Source organism: Ensifer sp. WSM1721 (assembly GCF_000513895.2).
GTDB lineage: Bacteria > Pseudomonadota > Alphaproteobacteria > Rhizobiales > Rhizobiaceae > Sinorhizobium.
The window spans coordinates 651,184-674,272 of the sequence record NZ_CP165783.1; the positions used below are offsets into that span (position 1 = coordinate 651,184).

Annotated in this window: 19 protein-coding genes; 11 read left to right on the forward strand and 8 right to left on the reverse strand. The window is 60.7% G+C overall.

Annotated features, from left to right (window positions below):
• The first annotated feature begins 175 nt into the window (after positions 1-175).
• Genes M728_RS20655 through M728_RS20670 form a run of 4 tightly spaced genes read left to right on the forward strand, consistent with a single transcriptional unit; the run spans position 176 to position 4,484 of the window.
• Positions 176-856 carry a sugar transferase gene (locus tag M728_RS20655; RefSeq protein ID WP_026619879.1) on the forward strand — a complete coding sequence of 227 codons (681 nt, stop codon included), beginning with the start codon at positions 176-178 and terminating at the stop codon, positions 854-856.
• Between the two features lie 53 nt (positions 857-909).
• Entirely contained in the window at positions 910-2,175 is a 1,266-nt protein-coding gene (locus tag M728_RS20660; protein WP_026619878.1) for a polysaccharide biosynthesis/export family protein, read from the forward strand.
• A 7-nt stretch (positions 2,176-2,182) separates the two neighbouring features.
• Positions 2,183-3,463, forward strand: a complete 1,281-nt coding sequence (locus tag M728_RS20665) for an O-antigen ligase (protein ID WP_026619877.1) — start codon at positions 2,183-2,185, stop codon at positions 3,461-3,463.
• Between the two features lie 16 nt (positions 3,464-3,479).
• Positions 3,480-4,484 (forward strand): acyltransferase, encoded by a 1,005-nt coding sequence (locus tag M728_RS20670; protein ID WP_026619876.1) that lies wholly within the window; start codon positions 3,480-3,482, stop codon positions 4,482-4,484.
• A 247-nt stretch (positions 4,485-4,731) separates the two neighbouring features.
• Here M728_RS20670 and M728_RS20675 read toward each other — a convergent pair whose 3' ends face one another.
• The 3 genes from M728_RS20675 to galE all read right to left on the reverse strand — a co-directional run bounded on the left by M728_RS20675 (position 4,732) and on the right by galE (position 7,864).
• Positions 4,732-5,037: a PilZ domain-containing protein gene (locus tag M728_RS20675; RefSeq protein WP_026619875.1), complete on the reverse strand. Its 306-nt coding sequence runs from the start codon at positions 5,035-5,037 to the stop codon at positions 4,732-4,734.
• A gap of 375 nt (positions 5,038-5,412) precedes the next feature.
• A complete protein-coding gene (locus M728_RS20680) occupies positions 5,413-6,489 on the reverse strand; it encodes a diguanylate cyclase domain-containing protein (protein WP_026619874.1) in 1,077 nt (358 codons plus the stop codon).
• A gap of 388 nt (positions 6,490-6,877) precedes the next feature.
• Positions 6,878-7,864, reverse strand: coding sequence for a UDP-glucose 4-epimerase GalE (galE, locus tag M728_RS20685; RefSeq protein WP_026619873.1), 987 nt, complete (start codon positions 7,862-7,864; stop codon positions 6,878-6,880).
• A 507-nt stretch (positions 7,865-8,371) separates the two neighbouring features.
• Between galE and M728_RS20690 the strand changes: the two genes are divergently transcribed.
• The 4 genes from M728_RS20690 to queE all read left to right on the forward strand — a co-directional run bounded on the left by M728_RS20690 (position 8,372) and on the right by queE (position 12,126).
• Positions 8,372-10,186 (forward strand): ABC transporter ATP-binding protein, encoded by a 1,815-nt coding sequence (locus M728_RS20690; RefSeq protein WP_026619872.1) that lies wholly within the window; start codon positions 8,372-8,374, stop codon positions 10,184-10,186.
• Positions 10,187-10,325: 139 nt separating this feature from the next.
• Positions 10,326-11,036: a 7-cyano-7-deazaguanine synthase QueC gene (gene queC / locus M728_RS20695; RefSeq protein ID WP_026619871.1), complete on the forward strand. Its 711-nt coding sequence runs from the start codon at positions 10,326-10,328 to the stop codon at positions 11,034-11,036.
• Positions 11,036-11,392 (forward strand): 6-carboxytetrahydropterin synthase QueD, encoded by a 357-nt coding sequence (gene queD, locus M728_RS20700; protein ID WP_026619870.1) that lies wholly within the window; start codon positions 11,036-11,038, stop codon positions 11,390-11,392. Before queC ends, queD begins: the two co-directional genes overlap by 1 nt.
• Entirely contained in the window at positions 11,389-12,126 is a 738-nt protein-coding gene (gene queE / locus M728_RS20705) for a 7-carboxy-7-deazaguanine synthase QueE (RefSeq protein ID WP_026619869.1), read from the forward strand. Before queD ends, queE begins: the two co-directional genes overlap by 4 nt.
• 19 nt (positions 12,127-12,145) lie before the next feature.
• Here queE and M728_RS20710 read toward each other — a convergent pair whose 3' ends face one another.
• A complete protein-coding gene (locus M728_RS20710; protein WP_026619868.1) occupies positions 12,146-13,966 on the reverse strand; it encodes an ABC transporter ATP-binding protein/permease in 1,821 nt (606 codons plus the stop codon).
• 1,054 nt (positions 13,967-15,020) lie between these two features.
• Between M728_RS20710 and M728_RS20715 the strand changes: the two genes are divergently transcribed.
• Positions 15,021-15,275 carry a helix-turn-helix domain-containing protein gene (locus M728_RS20715; RefSeq protein WP_026615110.1) on the forward strand — a complete coding sequence of 85 codons (255 nt, stop codon included), beginning with the start codon at positions 15,021-15,023 and terminating at the stop codon, positions 15,273-15,275.
• A gap of 40 nt (positions 15,276-15,315) precedes the next feature.
• Here the strand turns inward: M728_RS20715 and M728_RS20720 are convergent, their stop codons facing one another.
• Together M728_RS20720 and M728_RS20725 are read right to left on the reverse strand one after the other, a co-directional pair.
• On the reverse strand, positions 15,316-15,720 hold the full coding sequence (locus tag M728_RS20720) for a response regulator (RefSeq protein ID WP_051440850.1): 405 nt from the start codon (positions 15,718-15,720) through the stop codon (positions 15,316-15,318).
• Positions 15,717-18,443, reverse strand: coding sequence for a PAS domain S-box protein (locus M728_RS20725; RefSeq protein WP_026619867.1), 2,727 nt, complete (start codon positions 18,441-18,443; stop codon positions 15,717-15,719). Before M728_RS20725 ends, M728_RS20720 begins: the two co-directional genes overlap by 4 nt.
• 213 nt (positions 18,444-18,656) lie before the next feature.
• Between M728_RS20725 and M728_RS20730 the strand changes: the two genes are divergently transcribed.
• Positions 18,657-20,054: a family 16 glycosylhydrolase gene (locus tag M728_RS20730; RefSeq protein ID WP_026619866.1), complete on the forward strand. Its 1,398-nt coding sequence runs from the start codon at positions 18,657-18,659 to the stop codon at positions 20,052-20,054.
• Positions 20,055-20,109: 55 nt separating this feature from the next.
• On the opposite strand, the gene M728_RS20735 is transcribed toward M728_RS20730, so the two are convergent.
• Together M728_RS20735 and M728_RS20740 are read right to left on the reverse strand one after the other, a co-directional pair.
• Positions 20,110-21,099, reverse strand: coding sequence for a sugar-binding protein (locus M728_RS20735; protein WP_026619865.1), 990 nt, complete (start codon positions 21,097-21,099; stop codon positions 20,110-20,112).
• A 47-nt stretch (positions 21,100-21,146) separates the two neighbouring features.
• Positions 21,147-22,127 carry an NAD(P)-dependent oxidoreductase gene (locus M728_RS20740; protein WP_026619864.1) on the reverse strand — a complete coding sequence of 327 codons (981 nt, stop codon included), beginning with the start codon at positions 22,125-22,127 and terminating at the stop codon, positions 21,147-21,149.
• 136 nt (positions 22,128-22,263) lie between these two features.
• On the opposite strand from M728_RS20740, the gene M728_RS20745 reads away from it, so the two are divergent.
• Entirely contained in the window at positions 22,264-23,088 is an 825-nt protein-coding gene (locus M728_RS20745) for an ATP-binding cassette domain-containing protein (protein ID WP_198023375.1), read from the forward strand.
• Position 23,089 lies beyond the last annotated feature (1 nt).

The following is a 23,089-nucleotide window of genomic DNA, read 5'->3' on the forward strand; positions in this document are numbered from 1 at the left end:
ATACTTAACTTTTCGTAATATTTCGCGATGAATACGCCTCCGAAGCGCTTGGGGCAGAGGCGTCAGAAGGCTGCCATCATTCCGCCTTCAAAAGACAAAATCTCACCATACACTCGCGCTAGTGAGCCCGCGTCCCACGGGACCGACAATCGCCAACCTAAATGGAGTCACCTCTATGAAGTCCGCGACTCGCTCGGCCAGTTCGCCGTTTTTCATCCCCGAGGAGACAGGAGCCGTCCGACCTATCGGGGGCATGGCAAAACGCAGCTTCGACATCGCTGCCGCGTCCCTGGCTCTTATCCTCTTCAGTCCCCTCTTCCTGCTTATCATGGCGCTCGTCAAATTTTCCGACGGCGGCAGTGTTTTCTATGGGCATCGCCGAATCGGCCACAATGGCCAGTCCTTCAAGTGCCTCAAATTCCGCACGATGGTGGAAAATGGCGATCAGGTGCTGAGGAACTATTTCAAGGCCAATCCCGAAGCCCACGAGGAATGGCGTACCACTCGCAAGCTTCAGAACGATCCGCGTGTGACTGTCGTCGGAAGCGTTCTGCGCAAACTCAGCCTCGATGAGCTGCCGCAGCTCCTCAACATCATTCGCGGTGAAATGAGCATCGTCGGCCCCCGCCCGGTGGTCGAAGACGAGCTCGAGCTCTATGATTCGGCCGCCGTCTACTACCTGCGCTCGCGTCCGGGCCTGACAGGTCTTTGGCAAATCAGCGGCCGCAACGATGTATCCTATGACGCCCGCGTGGCGTTCGACACACAATATGTCCAGAATTGGTCGCTTCTCGCCGACCTTGTCATTGTCTTCAAGACTATCCCCGCCGTCTGCTTCTCCCGCGGCAGCTATTGAAATCTTGGCGCTGGCCCGGTTCGGGGCGACGTCAAGCAACGAGAAAATCCCAAATGCAACTGATCAGAACTTCAGGGAAATCCGCTGGTTCCTGCACGCTTTCTTATATTACCCGCTTCGCGCTCATTGCGGCTCTCGCAACCGCTGGGGCGTCCATGGCGCGGGCCGACGAATATCGCCTCGGTGTGATGGACAAGCTCCGGATTCGCGTAGCCGAATGGCAGACCGCCGAAGGCACGGTCCGCGACTGGTCGGCCGTCAGCGGCGAGTACACGGTCGGTGCGTCCGGCAATGTTTCCTTGCCCTTCGTCGGTGATTTGCCCGCGAGCGGCCGCACGACGACAGAAGTCGCGGAAGAGATCGGGATAAAGATGCAGAAGCTCTTCGGTCTCCGGGACCGCCCGTCCGCCTCAGTCGAGATGGCGCAGTACCGTCCGGTCTACCTTTCCGGCGAGGTGGAAACGCCCGGCGAATATCCCTATGCCCCGAACATGACGGTATTGAAGGCGATCAGCCTAGGGGGAGGGCTGAAGCAGGCAGACAGTGGGCAGCGGTTTGCCCGCGACTTCATCAACGCTAGCGGAGAATCGGCAGTTCAGGTGGCAGAGCGCAGCCGGCTGCTTATTCGTCGTGCCCGCCTCCAGGCGGAAATCGCCAAGCGTAACAAGATCACACTGCCCGAGGAACTGACAAACGTCCCGGGCGCAGACAAGCTGCTTGAGAGCGAGACGGCGCTGATGGAATCGCGCGACAAGCGGCAGCAGCGCCAACTCGATGCACTCGCCGATCTCAGATCGCTTCTTCAAAGCGAGATCGAATCACTTGCGAAGAAATCCGAGACGCAGCAGCGCCAGCTCGAGCTCGCCATGGAGGACCGCGACAAGGTCGACAGCCTCGCCGAGAAGGGCCTGGCGCTCAGCCAGCGCAAGCTTTCGCTGGAGCAGCGGGTTGCGGACGTCCAGTCGCAGCTTCTCGATATCGACACGGCGTCGCTCAAGGCGAAGCAGGACGCGAGCAAGGCGGCGCAGGACGAGACCAATTTGCGCAACGATTGGGATGCCCAACTCGCCCAGGAGCTGCAGAATACCGAAGCCGAACTCGATACGCTGACGTTGAAGCTCGGCACGAGCCGGGATCTCATGACGGAGGCGCTGATGCAATCGGCGGAAGCGGCGCAACTTGAAGAACAGGCCGCGACGATCACCTATACGATCGTGCGCGAAAAGGACGGCAAGCCGTCAGAGATCGCGGCGGACGAGAACACCCCCGTGCTGCCCGGCGACGTCATCAAAGTGAACTCCGCATTAGCAATGCGATGAGGCGGGTATGAGGATCACCAAGGCGAGCCTCGTGAGCCCAGGAGCGAACGAGGGTTACGGCGCATGCGCCGTAGCCCTGTCGCTGTTCGTCTTCGCCTATTCGACCCGCTTCGGACAGGTTTCGATCCTATTTTATTATGGGCTGTGGCTGCCGCTCGTGCTGGTCGACTACCGCGCGGTTCTCGGCAACTACGGCAGATATCTCTGGATCATCGCCTTCACGATCTTCGCCTGTCTGACGGTTTTCTGGTCGGCCGCACCTAGCGTGACGATGCGCACGGGCATTCAGTACCTGAGCCATGTTGTCTGCGCGCTGATCGCCATGCGCACGATCGATATCCGCACCTTGACGCGCGGGATGACCGCCGGTGTCTCAATCGTCCTCGTCTATTCGCTGTTGTTCGGCATCTATCATTACGATCCGCTGGACGGCACCTACAGCTTCGTCGGCGCATTCGCATCGAAGAACCAGTTGGGCTTTTACGCCTCGCTCGGCATCTATTTCGCCCTCGTCGCGGTCTTCACGCTGGGCGAAAGGGGGCTATGGATGGGCGCGGCGGGGGCAGCAGGAGCGCTTTCTGCCTATTCGCTGTTCGCCTCCCAATCGGCGACTTCCGTCCTGACGACAGCCGCGGTCGTCGGACTGTCGCTCGGCACGCGGGCGATCTTGGCGCTGAGGCCGGCGAGCCGCAAAGTCCTTTTCCTTGCCGCGGCGGTTTTTGGCAGCGTTGCCGCCGTCGCGATGGTCTATGCCGGCGGCGTCGACCTGATCCTCGGCGCCTTCGGCAAGGATTCAACGCTTACCGGCCGTACCTACCTCTGGCAGCAGGGCATAGAGGCAGCGAAGGCGGCGCCTATCGTCGGCCTTGGTTACCAGGCCTATTGGGTGCAGGGCTTCTCCGAGGCCGAGCGTTTGTGGGAGGAGTTCTACATTACCGCGCGCGCCGGCTTCCATTTCCATAATACCTTCATCGAGGCCGCCGTAGAGACGGGCTTGATCGGGCTTGCACTCATAACCATGGTGCTGGTCGCAGCCGTTTTCGGACAGCTGAAGCGCGTGCTCTCGGAAGATCGCGATCCGGAAGCCATGGTGCTTTTCGGTGTCGCCATGCTGCTCCTCATACGGGCCTTCGTCGAGGTCGACGTGCTCAATCCCTATCACGTCGGATCCTTCCTCCTTTATTTCACCGCAGGAAAGCTGACGATCGCGCGGCGCCGACCGGCCGCGGCGTGGCCTTGGCAACCACAGGCACGGCCGTTGCATTACAGGTCCGGATTCAGCCGATGATGCCGGTGAACGGTCGATGAAAACGATTCATGGTATCCAGTATCTCCGTGCTGCGGCGGCGCTCGCCGTCGTGGTCTTTCACGCGGCGGAGAAGACCGGACACCATTTCGCCATCGGAGCCGCGGGGGTCGACGTCTTTTTCGTCATCAGCGGCTTCATCATGTGGGTCATCAGCGATCGCCAGGCCGCAACGCCGGCAAAGTTCATCGTCGATCGCGTCCGCCGCATCGTGCCCGTCTACTGGCTCGCGACGGCGGTGATGGTTGCCGGAGCCATGGCGGGCCTCTTTCCCAACATGGTCCTGACACCTGAACACGTCCTGTCGTCACTGTTTTTCGTCCCGGCGCGTTCCCCGAGCAGCGGCGAAATCTGGCCGGTCCTTGTGCAGGGCTGGACCCTCAATTTCGAGATGCTCTTCTATGCGGTGTTCGCGTTCGCTCTGCTTTTGCCGCGCAACCGGCGCCTGCCGGCCATCACCGGCCTGTTCCTCGTGCTGGTGATCGCAGGCCTCTTATTCGGTTTCGACAATGCGGTGATGCTGACCTATACACGGCCGATCATTCTCGAGTTCGTTGCCGGCATGGGCATCGGCGAGTTCTGGCTGAAGGGCAGGGTGCCGCCGCGCGCCACCGGTTCCGCGCTGATCGCCTGTTCGTTGGGCGGCTTTGCCCTTATCGCTCTCTTGCGACTGCCCTTTGACGAGCTGACGATCGGCCCGCTGGCGGTTGCGCTCGTCCTTGGCATCCTTTCACTCGAGGCGCATGGTTGCATGCGAGCCGTGGGGTTGCCGACGCTCCTCGGCAACGCTTCCTATTCGATCTATCTCTGGCACACCTTCGCGATTCCGGTGGCCGCAAAGGCGGGTTCGGCGCTAGGCCTGGATCCCATGATATCGATGGTTGTTGCCGCGCTCTCGGGAGCGCTTCTCGGCGTCGTTGCCTATTTGACGCTGGAACGACCGCTCATGCAGCGCCGGCGAGCCCGCCCGGTCCAAAGCCTTGCCGGCCGCGCAGGCGAATAATGCAATGTCGCCAAAGGTCTGTGAACGTGGCGTTCAAACGCCTTCACTCGACGCGCTTAGGTTCTTGTTTTTATTCATGCCGTCGTTCAGCCTGCTGCACACGTTTCGGCGACATGCATTAAGCGAACATGGGGCGCTTAGAAAGTTGAATCGCAGCAAGGCATCGAGGCTCCTGGGCGGTCCAATCACATGCGATCGGCCCGTCCGATCTCTGTCGATTGTGGGCGACCCACCTTACGCCGCTCAATCAACGAAAGAATTTGTAGTATGAAGCAATCTGCGCCGCAGTGTTGGACGACAGCTTGAGCTTGATGCCTATCCGGTCGCCTCTGTTCCATCGGACAATACCGGTCAGCAGTCCGAGCTCATTGCTGCGTATAGTGACTTCCTGCCCTGTGCGGGCGCCAATGTCGAAGAAGAGCTGAAAGCAAATACCCTCGTCGGAAAGATCCTTTACGACGCCGTTGCTCGATCCCGTCTTGCAACTAACGTTCCCAGTTATCTTTGTTTGTGCTCGCGGAGAAATGCGCTCGACGCTATCCTTGTACGCCATATCGCTCCTCTCGATAATCATCGATACCAATCACCGACAGTCCATTTTATTAGAATATGTGTAAATAATGTATAACATTTCGCATAGGAGACCATACTGTATATCTACTTTCCAAAGTAACATTCATGAAAACCTGCATAACTGATCTCAGAAATTTAGCGGCATTCTTGCCGCTCTACGCGGTGCTCGATATCCACAACGCTGTTGTTTTTGACTATCGCAAGTCAGTGATGTCTCGCGCTGTTGCAGTTCTCGCCTTCAGTTAAACTCCATGAAAAGATGCACGCGCTTCTGCGAGTTGGCCAATCATCCAATGCGAATATAAGTCGTCTCAAAACCTGCCGTATCGATCGCAATCGTCGCGATCTCTTCACGTCAATTGCGGTAGAGCATCCAGTCTTTGCGGGCGCCAGCAGCAGCGCCGCCTGAAAAGAACACGACCCTATCGCTTGTGGTCTCTGTGGCGATCTGCAGGGCCTTTTCCGCTTGCCCGACCAGTTCCGATGCCGTGCCGGCATCATAACTGGCGCTGCAGCCGAAGCGTCCAGTGACAACGGGCATTTTTGCCTGCCGGCTATCGAACGCCGCAAGGCAGCTCTTTCTGATATGGTCCGCGATCTTTTGGATTTCCCCCTCTGCCGTCGTCCCGACAAGAATGCCGATCTGCGGTCGGTCAAGCCAGGCGGCGAAGTCTGTGGTCTGCACCGTTCGCGCCACAACGAACCCGAGACGCTCGAGAACCGCTTCTTTCACCTTGATGAGCTCTTTGGCATCGAACGGCTCCAGCGCCAAAAGGTTGCAGAGAAGGAGCGACATTCCGTCGGGATAACGTTCGCCGCCATAGAGTTCGGCGAGCTTCTTGTTGAACCCACGCCGATTGGCGAGATTGGTGGCTAGATGGGTAAATTTCGTGCGCTCGAATTCCTCCACATCGTTCGCAATGGCCGCGACGGTCGATATTTGAGTCGAGACCCGATCGAGAATCTGCGTGCTCGCCGACTGCTGCGCCTCGGTCATATGACGGATCGCCTGAAGCTGCGATTGGATGGTTTTCACATCCCGCGGATCGGCGGACGAGATCTTGCCCGTCGCCCGGCCAAGCATGTTGGAGTAGCTTGAGAGCGAATTCTGGCCAGATAGCAAAGACTCTTTCAGAGTCGTCAATTCGCTCTGCAATCGATTTGCGGACTCGTCGTGTATCGAGTTTCCGAAGTGATGCGGCAGATAGATGCGTGCCAGCGCACCGAGATCTTCCTCGGAGATTGGCTTGTTCAGCCGTGCAAATTTCTCACGAAGTTCCGGATTGTTGCCACTGACAATGTCGTACATCAGTTCGTAGTTCACCGGCGACGCGTCGATTTCTAACCGGCACAAAGTAGAAAAAACTGTGTAATAAAGTTCCTTGCGGCTCTGCTCCGCAAGCTGTTTCGGAGAGGGATTGATAATTGCCATGATGCAGCGCCCTTCATGGAAGCATTCGCAGGCAAAAACACCTGCGACAACGTCGGACAGGTAGGCGTGAGGCTAATACCTCATATAAAATTGCTGGCGGCAAAAGTTTGTCGCGTCCGACCCGCGTTCATGCGGTTGTATTGACGCGAGTGCATCCGATCGGACAGCTCAGAGTATAGCCATATATATTAACAAGCGATAAAAAATACTTCAAAACTACGCACGGTCCTCGAAGAGGGCCGAGACGGCACCACCGGAATGTCGAGGAAAGCACCCTCGCATGAATGCGTTTTGAATGCGACGCGTGAGGTGCCTCGCGAGCGCATTGGAAAACCGAAATCGGGCCGCCTCCCTTCTCGAGAGGCAGCCGCTGTCGTTGCTCGGAAAATCAGCCGCCGTGATTCTGGCGCGAATGCCAGTTCCAGGCGGATTCGGTGATCGCCGCGAGATCGTATTGCGGCTCCCAGCCAAGCACCTGACGGGCCTTGTCGTTGTTGGCGACCAGCGTTGTCGAGTCGCCTTCGCGGCGCGCGGCATAGCCGACATTGAACGGCCGCTTGGCAACCTTCTCGATCGCGCTCACGAGCTCCTTGACCGTCGTACCGGTGCCGGTCCCAAGATTGAGCGCGACGCTCTCGCCGCCTTCGAGCAGATAGTCGACCGCACGCACATGCGCATCCGCCAGATCGAGCACGTGGATATAATCGCGCACACAGGTACCGTCGCGCGTGTCGTAGTCCGTCCCGAACACCTTGAAGCCATCGCGTCGCCCGAGTGCCGCCTCGATTGCGAGCGGGATGGCGTGAGTCTCCGGCTCGTGCCATTCGCCGATGCGTCCCTCGAAATCGGCGCCGGCGGCGTTGAAATAACGCAGGATAACCGAGCGCAGGCCTTTGTAGAGGCCATAGTCCTTCAGCGCCTGTTCGCAGATCCATTTGGTGCGGCCATAGGGATTGATCGGCGCCTGTTTGTGGCTTTCGTCCATCGGGACGCTGTCCGGCAGGCCGTAGGTCGCGCAGGTCGACGAAAAGACGAAGGCGTCGATGCCGGCGGCAAGCGCCGCCGACAAGAGAGTGAGCGTGCCAATGACGTTGTTATCGTAGAAGGCGGCCGGGTCCTTGACCGATTCGCCGACCTCGATCATCGCCGCGAAGTGCAGGATCGCGCGCGGCTTGTAGCGCGCGAGAACTTCATCGAGGCGCTGCCGGTCGCGGATGTCGCCCTTTTCCAAAGAACCCCATTTGACGAATTCCTCGTGGCCGTTGGAGAGGTTGTCGTAGACGACGGGTTGGTAACCTTTGGCGGCGAGCTGGAGGCAGGTGTGGGAGCCGATATAGCCGGCGCCGCCGACGACGAGAATGTAGTTGTTGTGCACGGGCAACCTCTTGGGGAATGACATCTGAACGACAGGAATGGGACACGCCTGCCAAGGAATAGCGGCGAAATTTCCAACACATTGTGAAAGTTCTGCAAAACGGCGGCCTTTTCAACAGCTTCGCCGGACTAACTGCACTCGCGTATCGGGGAGGGCCCCCGTCGTGGGCAACTGTTGCAAACATGCAGCATCGCGGCGGAGGTCGCCGCAGGCACAACAATCGCGCTTGGCGTGTACAGCCGCTTCAACTATAAGCAGTCATCCGGCAATCAGATTAGGGAGGTTACGATGGCAGATTTTTCCTACTCCCTACGGGGCGGGCCACGATCCTGACCCTGTGACGGGAGCGCTTGCTGCTCCTTGCCACAGCCTAAAAATCGTCATCGCCCGACCGCTTCTCCCAGAAGAAGCCGATGCTTCGATGATGCCGTACTGATCCCTTTCCTCGACGGCATTTCCACGCTCACCCGATATTGAGGCCGGTGCCTTCGCCACCGGGCAGTTCATATGGTCTTTGTTCGTTCCGTGGCGCGCAACCGCGCCTTCCGCAGCGTTTTCCGCTTTTCCTGGGCCCACTGGAAGCGCCAGCCCGTACGACTGGCCGCCATTCTCGGCGCTGTCCTGCTCTCGACGCTCGCCGATGTGCTGACGCCGCTCTATTCCGGCCGGCTCGTCGATGCAGTCGTGTCAGGTGCGGCAAGCGACGCCGCCTCCTGGAACGCGGCGATCACGGCTTTCCTGATGCTGATGGTCTTATCGCTCGGCGCCATAGTCTTGAGACACATCACCTTCATGAGCATTGTCAGTCTCACCTTGAAGATGATGTCCGACATTGCCGCGGCCGCCTTCCACCACATTCAGCGGTTTTCCAGCGACTGGCACGCCAACAGCTTCGCCGGCTCGACGGTGCGCAAGGTGACGCGCGGCATGTGGGCGCTCGACCTGCTGAACGATACGCTGCTTATCGCGCTCTTTCCTTCGGTGGTCATGCTCGTGGGTTCGACGGCGCTGATGGCTTGGTATTGGCCGATGATGGGGGTGATCATCGGTCTCGGCTCCGTGGTCTTCATCGCGGTAACCGTTGCCCTGTCGCTCGGCTATGTGGCGCCGATGGCAAGTCTTGCCAATAGCTGGGATACGCGGCTTGGCGGCGCGCTTGCCGACGCGGTCAGCTGCAACATCGTCGTCAAGGGCTTCGGTGCGGAGAACCGCGAGGACGCTCGTCTCGCCAGAGTGCTTCGCAAATGGGAGAGCCGCACGCGGCGCACCTGGTCGCGAGGCACGCTCAACGGCACGGCTCAAGGTGCGATGCTGCTCGGGCTGCGCGCCGCGGTCATCGGTTTCGCCCTCCTGCTCTGGGCGCGGGGGGAGGCAAGCGCCGGCGACATCACCTTCGTGCTCACCTCCTTCTTCATCCTGCAGGGCTATCTCAGGGAAGTGGGGATGCATATCCGCAACCTGCAGCGTTCGATCAACGACATGGAGGAGCTTGTCGACATCCATGGTCAGCCGCTCGGCGTCGAAGACCGGGCAGGCGCAAGGCCGATCCGGATCACCGACGGCAAGATCGAGTTCCGCAACGTGACCTTCCACTACGGGGCGCATCGGGCGCCGCTCTATGACGCGTTCTCGGTGACGATCCGGGCCGGCGAGCGCGTCGGTCTCGTCGGCCACTCCGGTTCGGGCAAGACGACGTTCGTCAAGCTGATCCAGCGCCTCCACGACGTCAGGGCCGGCGAAATCCGGATCGACGGGCAGAACATCGCCGAAGTCACGCAGGCATCGTTGCGCCAGCAGATCGCCATCGTGCAGCAGGAGCCGATCCTCTTCCACCGCTCGCTTGCGGAGAACATCGCCTATGCACGACCCGGGGCGACGCAGCGCGACATAGAGGAGGCGGCAAGGCTCGCGAGCGCGCATGACTTCATCACGGCACTGCCGAAAGGCTATGGGACGCTGGTCGGGGAACGGGGCGTGAAACTCTCTGGCGGCGAGCGCCAGCGCGTCGCCATCGCCAGAGCCTTCCTGGCGGATGCGCCGATCCTCATCCTCGATGAGGCAACCTCGAGCCTCGATTCCGAATCCGAGGTGCTGATCCAGCAGGCGATGGAGCGGCTGATGATGGGGCGCACCACGCTGGTCGTCGCGCACCGGCTCTCGACGGTGCGCGCGCTCGACCGCCTCCTTGTCTTCGATCGCGGCCGCATCGCCGAGGAGGGCGACCATGCCGCCCTCATCCGGGTGAAGGGCGGTATCTACCGCAGCCTCTTCGAAAGGCAGGCGCTGGAACTGACCAAGGGGCTCGTCCTCAACGACGGCTGAGCGAAAGGGCTGGCCGGGGCGTGGGAATTTTGTCTCATCTGCAACCGGCCGGCCATTCACAAACGGTTCTTTTTGGCCTAGAAGGCCCGCAGGTAAAACTCCGGTCGCAGCCTACCCGGTCAAAACAAGGACACCTATCATGAAAACGATCGTAATCTGCTCCGGCGGATTGGATTCCGTTTCGCTTGCGCACAAAATCGCGGCGGAACACGAACTTCTCGGCCTTCTGTCGTTCGACTACGGCCAGCGGCATCGCAAGGAACTGGACTTCGCCGCCGCCTGTGCCAGGCGGCTTCGCGTTCCGCACCAGGTCATCGACATCCGCGAGATCGGCCGCCACCTAACCGGTTCGGCCCTGACGGACGACGTCGACGTGCCGGACGGTCACTATGCGGAAGAGACGATGAAGGCGACGGTGGTGCCGAACCGCAACGCCATCATGCTCGCGATCGCCTTCGGCGTCGCGGCCGCCCGCAAAGCGGACGCGGTGGCCACCGCCGTGCATGGCGGCGACCACTTCATCTATCCCGATTGTCGGCCAGGCTTCATCGATGCTTTCCAGGCGATGCAGAGCCACGCCCTCGAAGGTTACGCGGACGTCCTGCTCTATGCGCCCTACGTCAATGTCTCCAAGGCGGATATCGTCGCCGACGGGGCGAAGCATGGAACGCCGTTTGCCGAGACCTGGTCCTGCTACAAGGGCGGTGAACGCCATTGCGGGCGTTGCGGCACCTGCGTCGAGCGGCGGGAGGCCTTCCATCTTGCCGGTGTCGCAGACCCGACGGAGTACGACGACCCGGATTTCTGGGTCTCCGCCACCGGTGCATTTGCCGCTGAGGAGGTCAGATGATGTTCCGCATCACCAAGGAATTTCACTTCTCCGCCTCGCACCAATTGAAGAGCTTGCCGCCTGAGCATCAATGCGCGCGCCTGCACGGGCACAACTACATCGTCGAAGTCGAGCTTACCGCCGAGACACTTAACGAGCACGGTTTCGTGCGCGACTATCACGAGCTTGCGCCTTTGAAGCACTATATCGACGAGACCTTCGATCACCGCCACCTGAACGACGTGCTCGGCCACGACCGGGTGACGGCGGAATGCCTGGCGCAGCATTTTTACGAATGGTGCAAGGCTCGCCTTCCCGAGACGACGGCCGTGCGTGTCAGCGAAACGGCAAAGACCTGGGCGGAATATCGGCCATGACCGTCACCCGACCGACCGAAATCCGCGTCAGCGAGATCTTCGGGCCGACGATCCAGGGCGAGGGGGTGCTGATCGGACTGCCGACCGTGTTCGTCAGGGCCGGCGGCTGTGATTATCGCTGTTCCTGGTGCGACAGCCTCCACGCGGTCGAAAGCCGCTACCGGGACGAATGGCAGGCCATGTCGACGGAGGAGGTCTGGCGGGAAGTCACGCGGCTATCCCGCGGAAAGCCCCTGATGGTTTCGTTGTCAGGCGGCAACCCGGCGATCCAGCCCTTCGGCGATTTGATCGGCCGCGGCCACGGTGAAGGCTATCGCTTTGCGCTGGAGACGCAAGGCTCCGTCGCCCGCGACTGGTTCGCCGATCTCGACGTGCTGGTCTTGAGCCCGAAGCCGCCCTCGAGCGGAATGGAGGCGGACTGGGGGATCTTCGACGCCTGCCTGCAGGCATCTGAAGGCAGGCCGCAGACCGTGCTGAAGATCGTGGTGTTCGACGAGGCGGACTATGACTATGCGAGATCGACCGCCGCGCGCTACCCGCATCTTCCGGTCTATCTGCAGCCGGGCAACCATACGCCGCCGCCCGCAGACGCGGCCGACGCGCCGATCGACATAGACGGGATCATCGAGCGCATGCGCTGGCTTGTCGACAAGGTCGCGGAGGACCGATGGTTTGAGGCGCGCGTGCTGCCGCAATTGCATGTTCTGATATGGGGCAACAGGCGCGGCGTGTAGATCGGTCTGACCGTGCCTCTCAAGGCGCTCCGCGCACGGCAACTTCCATCTCGTGGATGCCTCCTCCGAGGCGGACTGGTTTCAGCGCCGGAGCTTCGGCATCCTTGACCAGGCGGATCACGCGCGAGAAGAGCGCGCCGTTCCGCGGGCTCGGACCGATTTTGATGACCGCCGTTTCCCGCAGGTCCGTCTCGAAGATCGAAAGGGCCCGCTTCAGCGCGTCGCTTTCCATTGTTTCAAGCGCTTCGTCGATGATCACCCAGCGGGGCTTTTGCACGAGCAGCCGGGCGAAGGCCAGGAGGCGCTGTTCGTCGTCACCGAGTTCGCGCTCCCAGCGAGCTTCCCGATCGAGGGAGGTCGCAAGGTGGTCAAGGCCGACTTTGGAGAGCGCGCTCACGAGCGCCGCATCGGAGAAATCATTGGCATGGGGATAGGCGAGGGCCTCGCGCAGTCGGCCGCGCGGGAAGTAAGGTGCGCGCGGGATGAAGACGACGTGGTCGCCGGCTGGCATTCCCACTCGGCCGCTTCCCCAAGGCCAGAGCCCCGCAAGAGCTCGAAAGAGTAGCGTCTTTCCGGCACGCGGATCGCCGACGATGTTGACCCGCTGCCCTGGGGCGATCTCGATATGGGATTCGGCGAGCCTTGTTCGCCCCGAGGGAGAGGCGACCTCAAGGTTATCGAATGTCATGCTGGCGCTGTCATTCTCGACGAATTCGATCCGCTTCTCTTCGTCGTGTAGGGCGTCTGCCGTGATCAGCGCACGGCGGAAGGCGGCGACGCGCAGGAGGGTCGCACGCCAGTCTGTAATGGCGCTGACATTGGCAACGAACCATTTGAGCGACGTATGCACCTGGTTGAAGGCGCCGACCGCCATCATGAGGCCGCCGAAGCTGATGTTGCCGGCGAAATAGACGGGCGCGGCGACGAGAATGGGTGCCACCACCGTGACCCAACCGTAGCCGTCCTGTACCCAAGCAAGATTGATCTCGGCGCGGAATATGTTGCGCATGGCGCCGAGGACGGAGGAGAGATCGAGTTGCAGGCGCCGGCGCTCGCCGGCCTCACCGCCTGCAAGCGAGATGCCGTCGATATGTTCGTTGGCGTACATCATCGAGAAGCGCAAATCCGCCTCGCGGGCATAACGCTCGCCGTTCAAGGCGATCATCCGCCGTCCGACGAGCCAACTCAGCCAGGACGCGGAGCCTGCGTACAGGATCGCCGCCCACACCATATAGCCGGGAATCGCCAGCGATCTGTCGCCTATCTGGAAGGCAAAGCCGGCTGAGAGAGACCAGAGGACGCCGACGAACGAAATGAGCAGGATCGACGATTGCACAAGCCCGAAGCCGAGGCTGGTGGTGAGGTCGGCGAGGTGGCCGGCGTCCTCCTGCATCCGCTGATCCGGATTAACGCCAATGGTGCCGGCATTTGCGAGCCGAAAGGCGCGGCGAGGCCGCATCCATTCTCCGATCAGATCCAATGTCAGCCCTTCGCGCAGCTTCAGCCGTACCATTTGGTTGAGCCATTGCTGCGCGACGTTGAACACCAGGAGAACGCCGGCGATGATGAGGAAAACCATGAGCTGATAGAAGAAGGCATTAAGGTCGCGCCGCTCGATCGCGTCGAAGAATGGCCGGTACCAGCGATTGAGAACGATCTGTCCGACCGCCGTTGCGACGATGACGCCAAAACTGCCGGCCGTTAGCCACAGGATCGGCTTGAGCAAAGGCGAGGCGACAAAAGCTCGGCGCATCATGTCGAACTGCTGCCAGAGAGTGCTTCCCTCCGCTGGCATAGTCGCCGGTCGAGGCGCAGTCTTGTTGCCCATACGCTTCTTCATCGTCAGTTCCTCCGTCTCGGCGGGCACGGCCTGCCGACCTAATCCGACGGTCGGTGCACCAGGCCCATCAGCCAGCATGGCGCACGAACAGACGGATTAGGGATTTTGCGATCTCCGTCGGTTCTGCGGCTGAAACACTTTCGCAGTGATTCCGAGAGACTGGCAGGGCGGTGCCCGGCTTCAGGAACGGCGGCCATTGTCCATCCGGCGGAGATCGGAAAACGTCCGACTTCAGGACTGCCGTCGTAATACCCAAATTCAGTGCCGAGCCGCAGCCCGTCCAAAGCAAATATGCCACTGAAAATCTGTAAGTGCTGAAATGCAGCCAATTTAAAAACATCCATGAGATGTAGTGTATGGCTAATGGTGCCCACTGGAAATAAATTTTGACGCGTAGTGCGGGCCGTTCTCAATCGGGCGCATAGAGAATACCCCGGGGCCGGCGTGCCGCTGTGTAACGCGGAGCCTTGATTGCATTCATGATTTTGCCTGCATAGGGCGCCCGCCGAGAATCGTTGGCGCTTCGCGGGCCTTTCCGATGAAACTCAGGTATTTCCCCAATTTTGACGCCTATACAGTCATGGGCATGGCTGACTTGAGAGAAAGCTTGGCAGGGGGACTCGATCGCCGCTTCCGATTCGACAAGATGAAGCGATTCGGAAGACGAGCGCTTTTTGGTTTGCCCTCCGGTTTCATTGCGGCTGTTGGCGATCCCCACTCCGGATGCGGCGCGGCCTGCCGGACCGCGTTTCATATCCCTCGGCTGAACGGTTCACCGCGAGAACCGCCCCAAGGTGCAGACGGAGGCTAATAAGTGTGTCGCGCCCAGTCCGATCACAAATCGCGGGGCTCGATTGTGCATCTCAACGCTGCACTTTGCGGTTGCGGCAGCCGCATCCTCAGGTGGTCGAGCGCAGGTAACGGTGCACAGGCGCAATTTCGGCTTGTTCATGTTACAGCTATGACATAAAACGTTACCGCCGCCCTGAGGCGCGTGTCACCCGCACTCAACAGCAAATTCGAAAAGAATTTCGGCCAAGAGAAGGAGACATTTATGTCTATTTCACCCTCCAATATTGGCGATAAGCAAGCCTCTCCAATGGCCGGCGGCGACATTGCCGCACGCGTCAAGGCCGCACGCGAGGCCGTTGGCTACAGCATCGAGGACCTTGCCGTCACTTGCGGCCTCGCCAATGTTGAAATCAGCGCAATTGAAAGCGGCAGGGATTTCAGTCCAGCGAAACTCAAACGCATCGCCGGCGCCCTGCAGGTGCCGCTTTCGGACTTCCTGCCTACTGAGATGCAATGACAAAGCCGGCCGGCCGCAGCTCGCGGCCGGCCGATCTTTTTTAGCGCCCCGTCGAGCGCGAAGGGGCAACTCCATGCATTTCACCCGCTCGTAGAAGGCTCTGGACTTTTTCAACGAGCTGAGTGCCGTCAAACGGCTTCGCCAGTCGAGGCAGCGAGCGAAACCGTTCCGGTAAGTCGGCTGCGGTATAACCGGTCAACAAGAGAACGGGTATCTTGCGTTCGAGGAGTTCGTCGATGAGGGGATAGACGAATTCACCTCGCAGATTAAGATCGAGTGTCGCCATTTCGAAGCGCTCTGTCCGCGAGGCGGCGATCGATGCGCTGAGGCTCGTGAACGGACCTACCACCACATAGCCGGCGGCGAGTAGATCGTCCTCTATTTGCAACGCCACCAGAAACTCGTCTTCGACGACGAGAACCCGGCATCCCTCGGCCGACGTCATGGGGAGGCTCCCCGCGGGTAGGGGATGTCGATCATGCATATCAGCCCCTCGGGCGCGAATTCGAGGTGGACGTCGCCGCCAAGGTCGGAGGCCAAGACCCGCTCCAGCAGCAAACGACCGAAACCGTTGTGTGTCGGCACTGGAACAGGCGGCCCGCCGGTCTCGCTCCAACGGATCCGCAAGCGATCGCCTGCGACGTCGATCGTCCATCCGACGTCGACAATGCCGTTCTTCACCGACAGCGCACCGTGCTTGGCCGCGTTCGTTGCAAGCTCATGCGCGGCCATGCCGAGCGTCAGCGCATGTTTGGGGGGCAGCATCGCCGGCGGCCCCGCAAGGCGCACATTGTTCCTGTTTCTGTCGTGATAGGGGGCCAGCTCGTCGAAGAGTACCGTTTCCAGCGACACGCCGGACCAGCTTGCCTCTGCGAGGCGCGTGTGTGTTTGGGCCAGCGCCCTGATGCGGGCATCGAACGACCGGTGCGCTCCCTGTGCGTCCGGATTGGTCGAAAAGGACTGGCGCGCGATCGAAGTGACGATTGCTAGCGTGTTTTTCACCCGGTGGCTGAGCTCGGCAACGAGAAGATTGCGCTGCGCCTCGGCCTCTTTCCGCTCGGTGATGTCCATGCAGACTCCGGCCAATTTTGCCGGCCTTCCCGCACCTTGCCGCGATAACTGCCCGAAGGCCTCCATCCATCGGACGGTTTCGTCGGCAAGCCTGATGCGATACGTGATGTGGTAATTTTCGCGGGTCTCGATCGCCTTGGCGATTTCCAGTTCGACCATGGCGAGATCTTCGGGGTGAATGTCTCGCTTGAAGTCCGCAAGCGTTCCTCCGAATGTGCCGGGCTCCAAATGATGAATCGCTTCGAGACCCGGTGACCAGATGACTTCGCCGGTATCGATGTTCCACTCCCAGGCCCCCATCCGCCCCGCTTCCAGCGCGATCTGCAGCCGGCGCTCGCTCTCCTGCAATGCTTCTTCCGCTTGCTTCCGCTCGGTTATGTCCACCGATGCGGCAACCGCGCCGACCACGTCCCCGGCGGCGTCTCGCAAGGGTGTCGCATTGCCGAAGAGGAAGCGCGAGGTACCGTCGTCGAATCGGATCTCCTGCTCGAAATTCTCTACCTCCTCCCCGCGTGCCGCGCGCTGCACGGGCAGTTCCTCGGGCGCTAGCATTTGCCCCGAAGAAAAGACGCGGAAATTGCTGGGACGTTCGCCGGGCGGGGCGGATAATGAGAGGTTCGTGTTGGACGCCTGGCGCAGCAGTTCGTAGGCGCTCCGGTTGCCATCGATGACCCGGCAATCGGGTGAGCGGGCGATCCAGATCGAGGCCGGCACGGCTTCCATGATCGCCATCAACTCCGCCGCCCGCGCCCTCTCCTTCGCCTCGTTGCGGCGCAACTGCTCCTCCGCGAGTTGCCTCGCCTCTTCGGCCCGCAAGCGCTGGACACTAAAGCCTAGCTGCCGCGCGATCGTCAGTGCCACGCTGATCTCGGCATCAGCGAAAACGTGCGGCAAGTCATAATACGTCATGAATTTCCCGATCAGCCGTCCTTCCGCGACCAGCGGAATGAAGCCGAGCGCGCTGATGCCTTCCGCTGCGATAGTCGCTTTCAGATCATCGGAAACGTCGGCGCGCGAGATGTCTTCAAGGAAGATCGGATCGGGGTCTTTCTGATCGGAGCGCCAGGGAGAGTGCCCGTCGACGGCCTGGCGATAACGCTCGGAGAGGCCGCGCCAGGCCACAAAGCGCATTGTTCCGGCTTTGTCGAAGAGCAGAATTGAAGCGCGGTGGCAATTGAGGGCATCCTGTATGGCATCCAGCGCTGCCTCGTAGACTTCCTCTATATCCTTCGCACGCTGAAGCCTTTCGGTGAGGCGATAGAGCGAGGCCTGTTCGCGCAGGCGCATGGCCAGCGCCGCGCCAGCCCGCCTCCGTTCGGTGATGTCGCGAGCGATCTTGGAAGCGCCAATTATGCGCCCCGTGGCGTCGCGCACAGGCGAAATCGTAAGGGAGATGTCGATGAGACTGCCGTCCTTGCGTTGTCGCCTCGTCTCATAATGATCGATACGCTCGCCGCTGCGGATGCGCCGCAAGATCTGCGGCTCCTCCTCATCGTGCCCCGGCGGCATCAGAACCGTGATGGATCTGCCGATCATTTCATCGGCGGTATACCCGAACAGCCGCTCGGCGCCCTTGTTCCAACTCGTGACGATGCCGTTCAGGTCCTTGGCGACAATGGCATCCGAGGAAGACTCGACGATTGCGGCGAGATAGCGGGAGTCTCGCTCGGCGCCAGCGCGATCGCTGATGTCGACAAGCAGGTTGATGCCGCCTTGAAGTACGCCGGAGCCGTCGAAGATCGGCGTCGAGTAGGTGAGCAGCAGCGCCGTCGTCCCGTCCGGGCGAACCGCTACGACCTCCTGTCCGCCGGCGGGCCGCTTTTCCCTCAGCGCCTCGGCCATCGGACATTCGTCGGGCGGCAAAATAGACCCGTCCGTGCGGCGCAGTTCTGCGCTCACGTACCATCGGTCTGTTCCCAATACAGGCTGTCGTCCGACAAGAGTTGCGGTGGCGCGGTTGCAATAGGTTACGATCCCCTCGGCATCCGTGACGTAGACGGCAACCGGCAGCGCATCGAGTGTTGTTTGAAGATCGTCAGCCCCCGTACCCCCGATTTCAACTTGAGAGATTTCGTCCGAAACTTCCGCGCTGCACATAGTTCCCTCCGCAGGCGCCGCATGACGCCGGAAAACGCGGGCGGTGGAGGATTGTTCCGGATGGGCAGCCAGGGAGCCGTCGTCAGCGATGGGTCACAGTGACAACACAGGCTTGCGGTAGACCTTCGTCATCCCCGATGTAAGCTTACCGAGGAGGGGAATCAGCACCGGGGTCTGCGGAGGAGATCACCCAATCACGCTGGAGACATTTCGATGAGCAGAACTGTGATGAATGCCGTGGGAAAGCCGCTTTACTACAGCGGGAGCTCGACGGCATGGTTTTCCGCCACCGGATCCGGGCCTGAGCTTTATGGAACCGCCGGCAACGATTCGATCTGGGGCGACAGTTCCGTCAACGTCACCATGTTCGGCGGCAGAGGCGACGACATCTACTATCTTTATTCGTCGATCAACCGGGCCTATGAGGCGCCGGGCGAGGGCGTGGACACGATAAATACCTGGATGAGCTACACGCTGCCGGCGAATTTCGAGAATCTGACGGTTACGGGAAATGGCCGGTTCGCTTTCGGTAATGACGCCGACAATATCATCAAAGGCGGCTCCGGCAGCCAGACGCTCGACGGCCGTGCAGGCAATGATGTCTTGATCGGGGCGGGTGGCGCCGACACCTTCGTGTTCGAGCGAGGCAACGGCAGCGATCTGATCACCGATTTCAACTTCGACGATACTATTCGCCTCGACGGCTACGGCTTCACGTCGTTCCAGCAGATTCTTGCCAATGTGGCCCAGGAGGGCACTGATCTCCGGCTTCATCTCGCCGGCGGCGAGAGCCTGGTATTCGCGAATACCACGGCAGACGAGCTGCAGGCGACGCAGTTCAGATTGAGCTTGGACCGCTCCGCCCTCACTCAGACCTTCTCGGATGAGTTCAATAGCCTTCAGCTGCGCAGCGGCACGGGCGGTATTTGGGATGCAAAATTCTGGTGGGCGCCGGAAAAAGGCGCCTCGCTGTCCGGAAACGGCGAGCTGCAGTGGTATATCAATCCGAGTTACCAGCCGACCGCTTCTGTCAATCCGTTTTCCGTAAAGGACGGCGTTCTGACGATCACCGCAGCGCCGGCGTCGGCGGCAATTCAGCAAGAGATCAACGGCTACGATTACACCTCAGGGATGCTGACGACCCATTCGTCCTTCGCCCAGACCTACGGCTATTTCGAAATGCGGGCTGATATGCCGGACGATCAGGGCGTCTGGCCGGCCTTCTGGCTGCTGCCTGCGGACGGTTCGTGGCCGCCGGAACTCGACGTTGTGGAGATGCGCGGGCAGGACCCGAACACCGTCATTGCCACGGTGCATTCGAACGAGACCGGGTCGCAGACGAGCATTGCGAGCGCCGTAAAGGTTGCCGATACGAGCGGGTTTCACAAATACGGTGTGCTTTGGACCGAGGACGAGATCGTCTGGTATTTCGATGACGCGGCGATAGCACGCGCGGATACCCCCTCGGACATGCACGAGCCCATGTACATGCTCGTCAATCTGGCAGTCGGCGGCATCGCCGGCACCCCGAGCGACGGCCTTCTCGACGGGTCCGAAATGAAGATCGACTACATCAAGGCCTATTCGCTCGATGCGGGTTGGCAAATCTGAGAACGACAGTTGCAAGAAGGCCGGCAGCGCCATGGCTGCCGGCTTATAGCAAAGCTTATTTCTGAATGCAGGTATCGGCCGTGTCCTTGGTGCATTCGTCGAGACCGGTAAAGACCGGATCCTCGACCGGCTTGCCGGCAATCAGGTCGAGCATGACGGCGGGTGCTTTGTAGCCCATCTCGAAAGGTCGCTGACCGACAAGAGCGGTCACCAGTCCCTCTTTGGCGATTGCCACCTCCTCGCCGATCGTATCGGCCGCGCCGATGACGAATTCGTTCTTGGCAATCTTGTCGGCCATCGGCTTGAACAGGTCGCGATAGGGCTGCGGTGCGCCGAACAGTGGCCAGCCGCCCATGATGCCGAAGGCATCGAGGTCGGGATTGGCAGCAAGAATATCGGTCATCGCCTGAACGCCCTTGGCGCCGTCGTCATTGGTGAAGACCGGGCAGCCGGCGACTTCTGTCCAACCGCCTTCTCCCTTGAGTTCGGTGAGACCCTTCTGGCCGGTCAATGCGTCCCGCATTCCCTGAGCGCGACGCAGGATGTTGTCGGCGCCGGGATTGCCCTCGATGGTGCAGATCTTGCCGCCGTTCGGCTTGCCCTTTTTGATATATTCACCGATGCGATAGCCCATCAGGTAGTTGTCGGTTCCGAGATAGGTCTTGCGCAGCGCCGAATCTTCGGCCGCGAGATCCGCGTCCAAGGTCATGACCGGCACGCTCGGGTTTGCCGTCTTCAGGGTCTGTGCAATGAGCTTGGCGTTCGAGGGCGAGATGGCAATGGCCGCGGTTTCAGCCTTTCCCAGCATATCCTGGACGATCTGCGCTTCTCCGGCCTCATCGGATGTCGATGCCGGCCCGGTATAGAAGCACTCGTATTCCGAGTCCGGATTTTCCTTGTTCCACTTCTGACAACCCTGGTTGATCGCCTCGAAGAAGGGGTTGTCGAGCCCCTTGACGACGATGACGAGCTGTTTCTTCTGGGCCATGGCCGTTCCGGCGCTGAATGCCAAGACGGCGGCGGCAAGCAATAGTGCCTTCCTCATTCCTTCCTCCCTTGAAACAACGGACACCCATGTGCCCGCCATGCAATTTAGCCCGGATACCAGACGGTGCGCGGATCATCCGGGGAGCGCTCGTAGCGCCAGGCCGATTCGATGAGCTTTTCCAGGTCATAGGCCGGTCGCCAATCCAGGAAGTACTTGGCCTTGCTGTTGTCCATCCAATTGGAGTGGAACCGGCTCGGTATGTCGACCGAGCCGAGGCCGCGTGTGCGGGCAAGATAGGCGGCGACCTCGCCGTAGTCGACCGGTCGATCCATCGAAATATTGAAGAGTTCGCGGCTCGCGCGCGGATTGTCGAGCGCCGCGAGGATCGCCGAGACCAGGTCATCGACATGCACGAAGTTGCGCTTCAGCGGCCGCCCGTCGGCATCGCGCAAGAGCGGCACGGTGCCTTCCCGCGCATGGCGCTTCGCATCGGCTTCGGGAACGAGCGTCTTCCAGTCCGGCCCACCGAACACGTCCTCGCCGAAAGACAGCGAATATTTGAAGTCGTCCTTCTCCATGATCCAGGGGGCGCGCAGGCAGCAGGCATTGATGCCGTATTGGATGCCGTATTGCGTGAGCATGACCTCTTCCAGCACCTTCGACAGCGCGTAACAACCCGGATAGGCGCGGTGCGGAACCGCCTCGGTAATGGGCGCGTCGTAGCGATAGTGGAAATGGCCGATGCCGGCATCGCCGCCGATGAGGATGAACTGCCGGGCCGCGGCACTCGTGCGGAACCCTTCGAGCAGCCAGAAGAGACCCTTGACCGTGACGTCCATGACGTCGTCGGGCGTTTCCTTGCATGTGGCGAGATGCACGACATGGCTTACACCGGAAAGCGCCCGGTCGACGACATCGCGGTCCGCAATCGAGCCGCGCGCCACTTCGATCCGGTCGGTTTCGGCGCACGCGCGATTGTGGCACAGCGCGCGAATGCGCGCCTGCGAAAAACGCGGATCGTCAAGCAGCCCCGCGATGAAGTGCCGCCCGACCTTGCCGGTTGCCCCGGTGACAAGGATCAGCATGCTCTCCTCCCACCAATAGCTAATATCCGCTTTTCTCGAACGTCAACGACTATTTGTATTACAATATGGTTTCGCGCGTACATGCGCCCAATATTTGTAGGACAATTGATTGACGCTCTCATGCGCTTTTGCGTAAATGGACATCAATTGTTTCCGGGGAGGAGACTTGGGAAACGATCCAAGCGGCGGCAGGCACGCCGGTTTCGGGAGGCAGACGGCTGTGGCGGTCCTCGAACTCGCCAATATTTCCAAACATTTCGGCGCCATACAGGCCGTCAGCGATGTTTCGCTTTCGCTGCATGCGGGTGAGGTGGTCGGGCTCATGGGCGACAATGGCGCCGGCAAGTCCACCCTGGTCAAGATGATAGCCGGCAACTTCCGGCCGAGCCACGGCACGATGCGGCTAGAGGGCTCGGAACTCGTTCTGCATCGTCCGGTCGAGGCGCGGCAGCACGGCATCGAGATCGTCTATCAGGACCTGGCGCTCTGCGACAATCTGACGGCGGCCGCGAATGTTTTCCTTGGGCGCGAGCTCAGACGCGGCGTCGGACCGCTGCGTGTCCTCGACCATAAATCGATGTACCGGCGCGCTGGCGAGATCTTCAAGGAGTTGAAGTCGGAAACCCGAGCCCGCGATCTCGTCAAGCAGATGTCTGGCGGGCAGCGGCAGGCGGTCGCCATTGCCCGCACGATGCTTTCGCGGGCGAAGATCGTTCTGATGGACGAGCCGACGGCCGCGATCTCCGTGCGGCAGGTGGCGGAGGTCCTGAACCTCATCCGGCACTTGCGCGACAGCGGTATCGCCGTCGTGCTGATCAGCCACCGCATGCCCGACGTGTTCGACGTCGCAGACCGCGTCATCGTGATGCGGCGGGGCAGGAAGGTCGCGGACAAGCCGATCGCGGCAACGTCGCCGGAAGAAGTGACGGGCCTGATTACCGGCGCCATCGAACAGGTGTGAG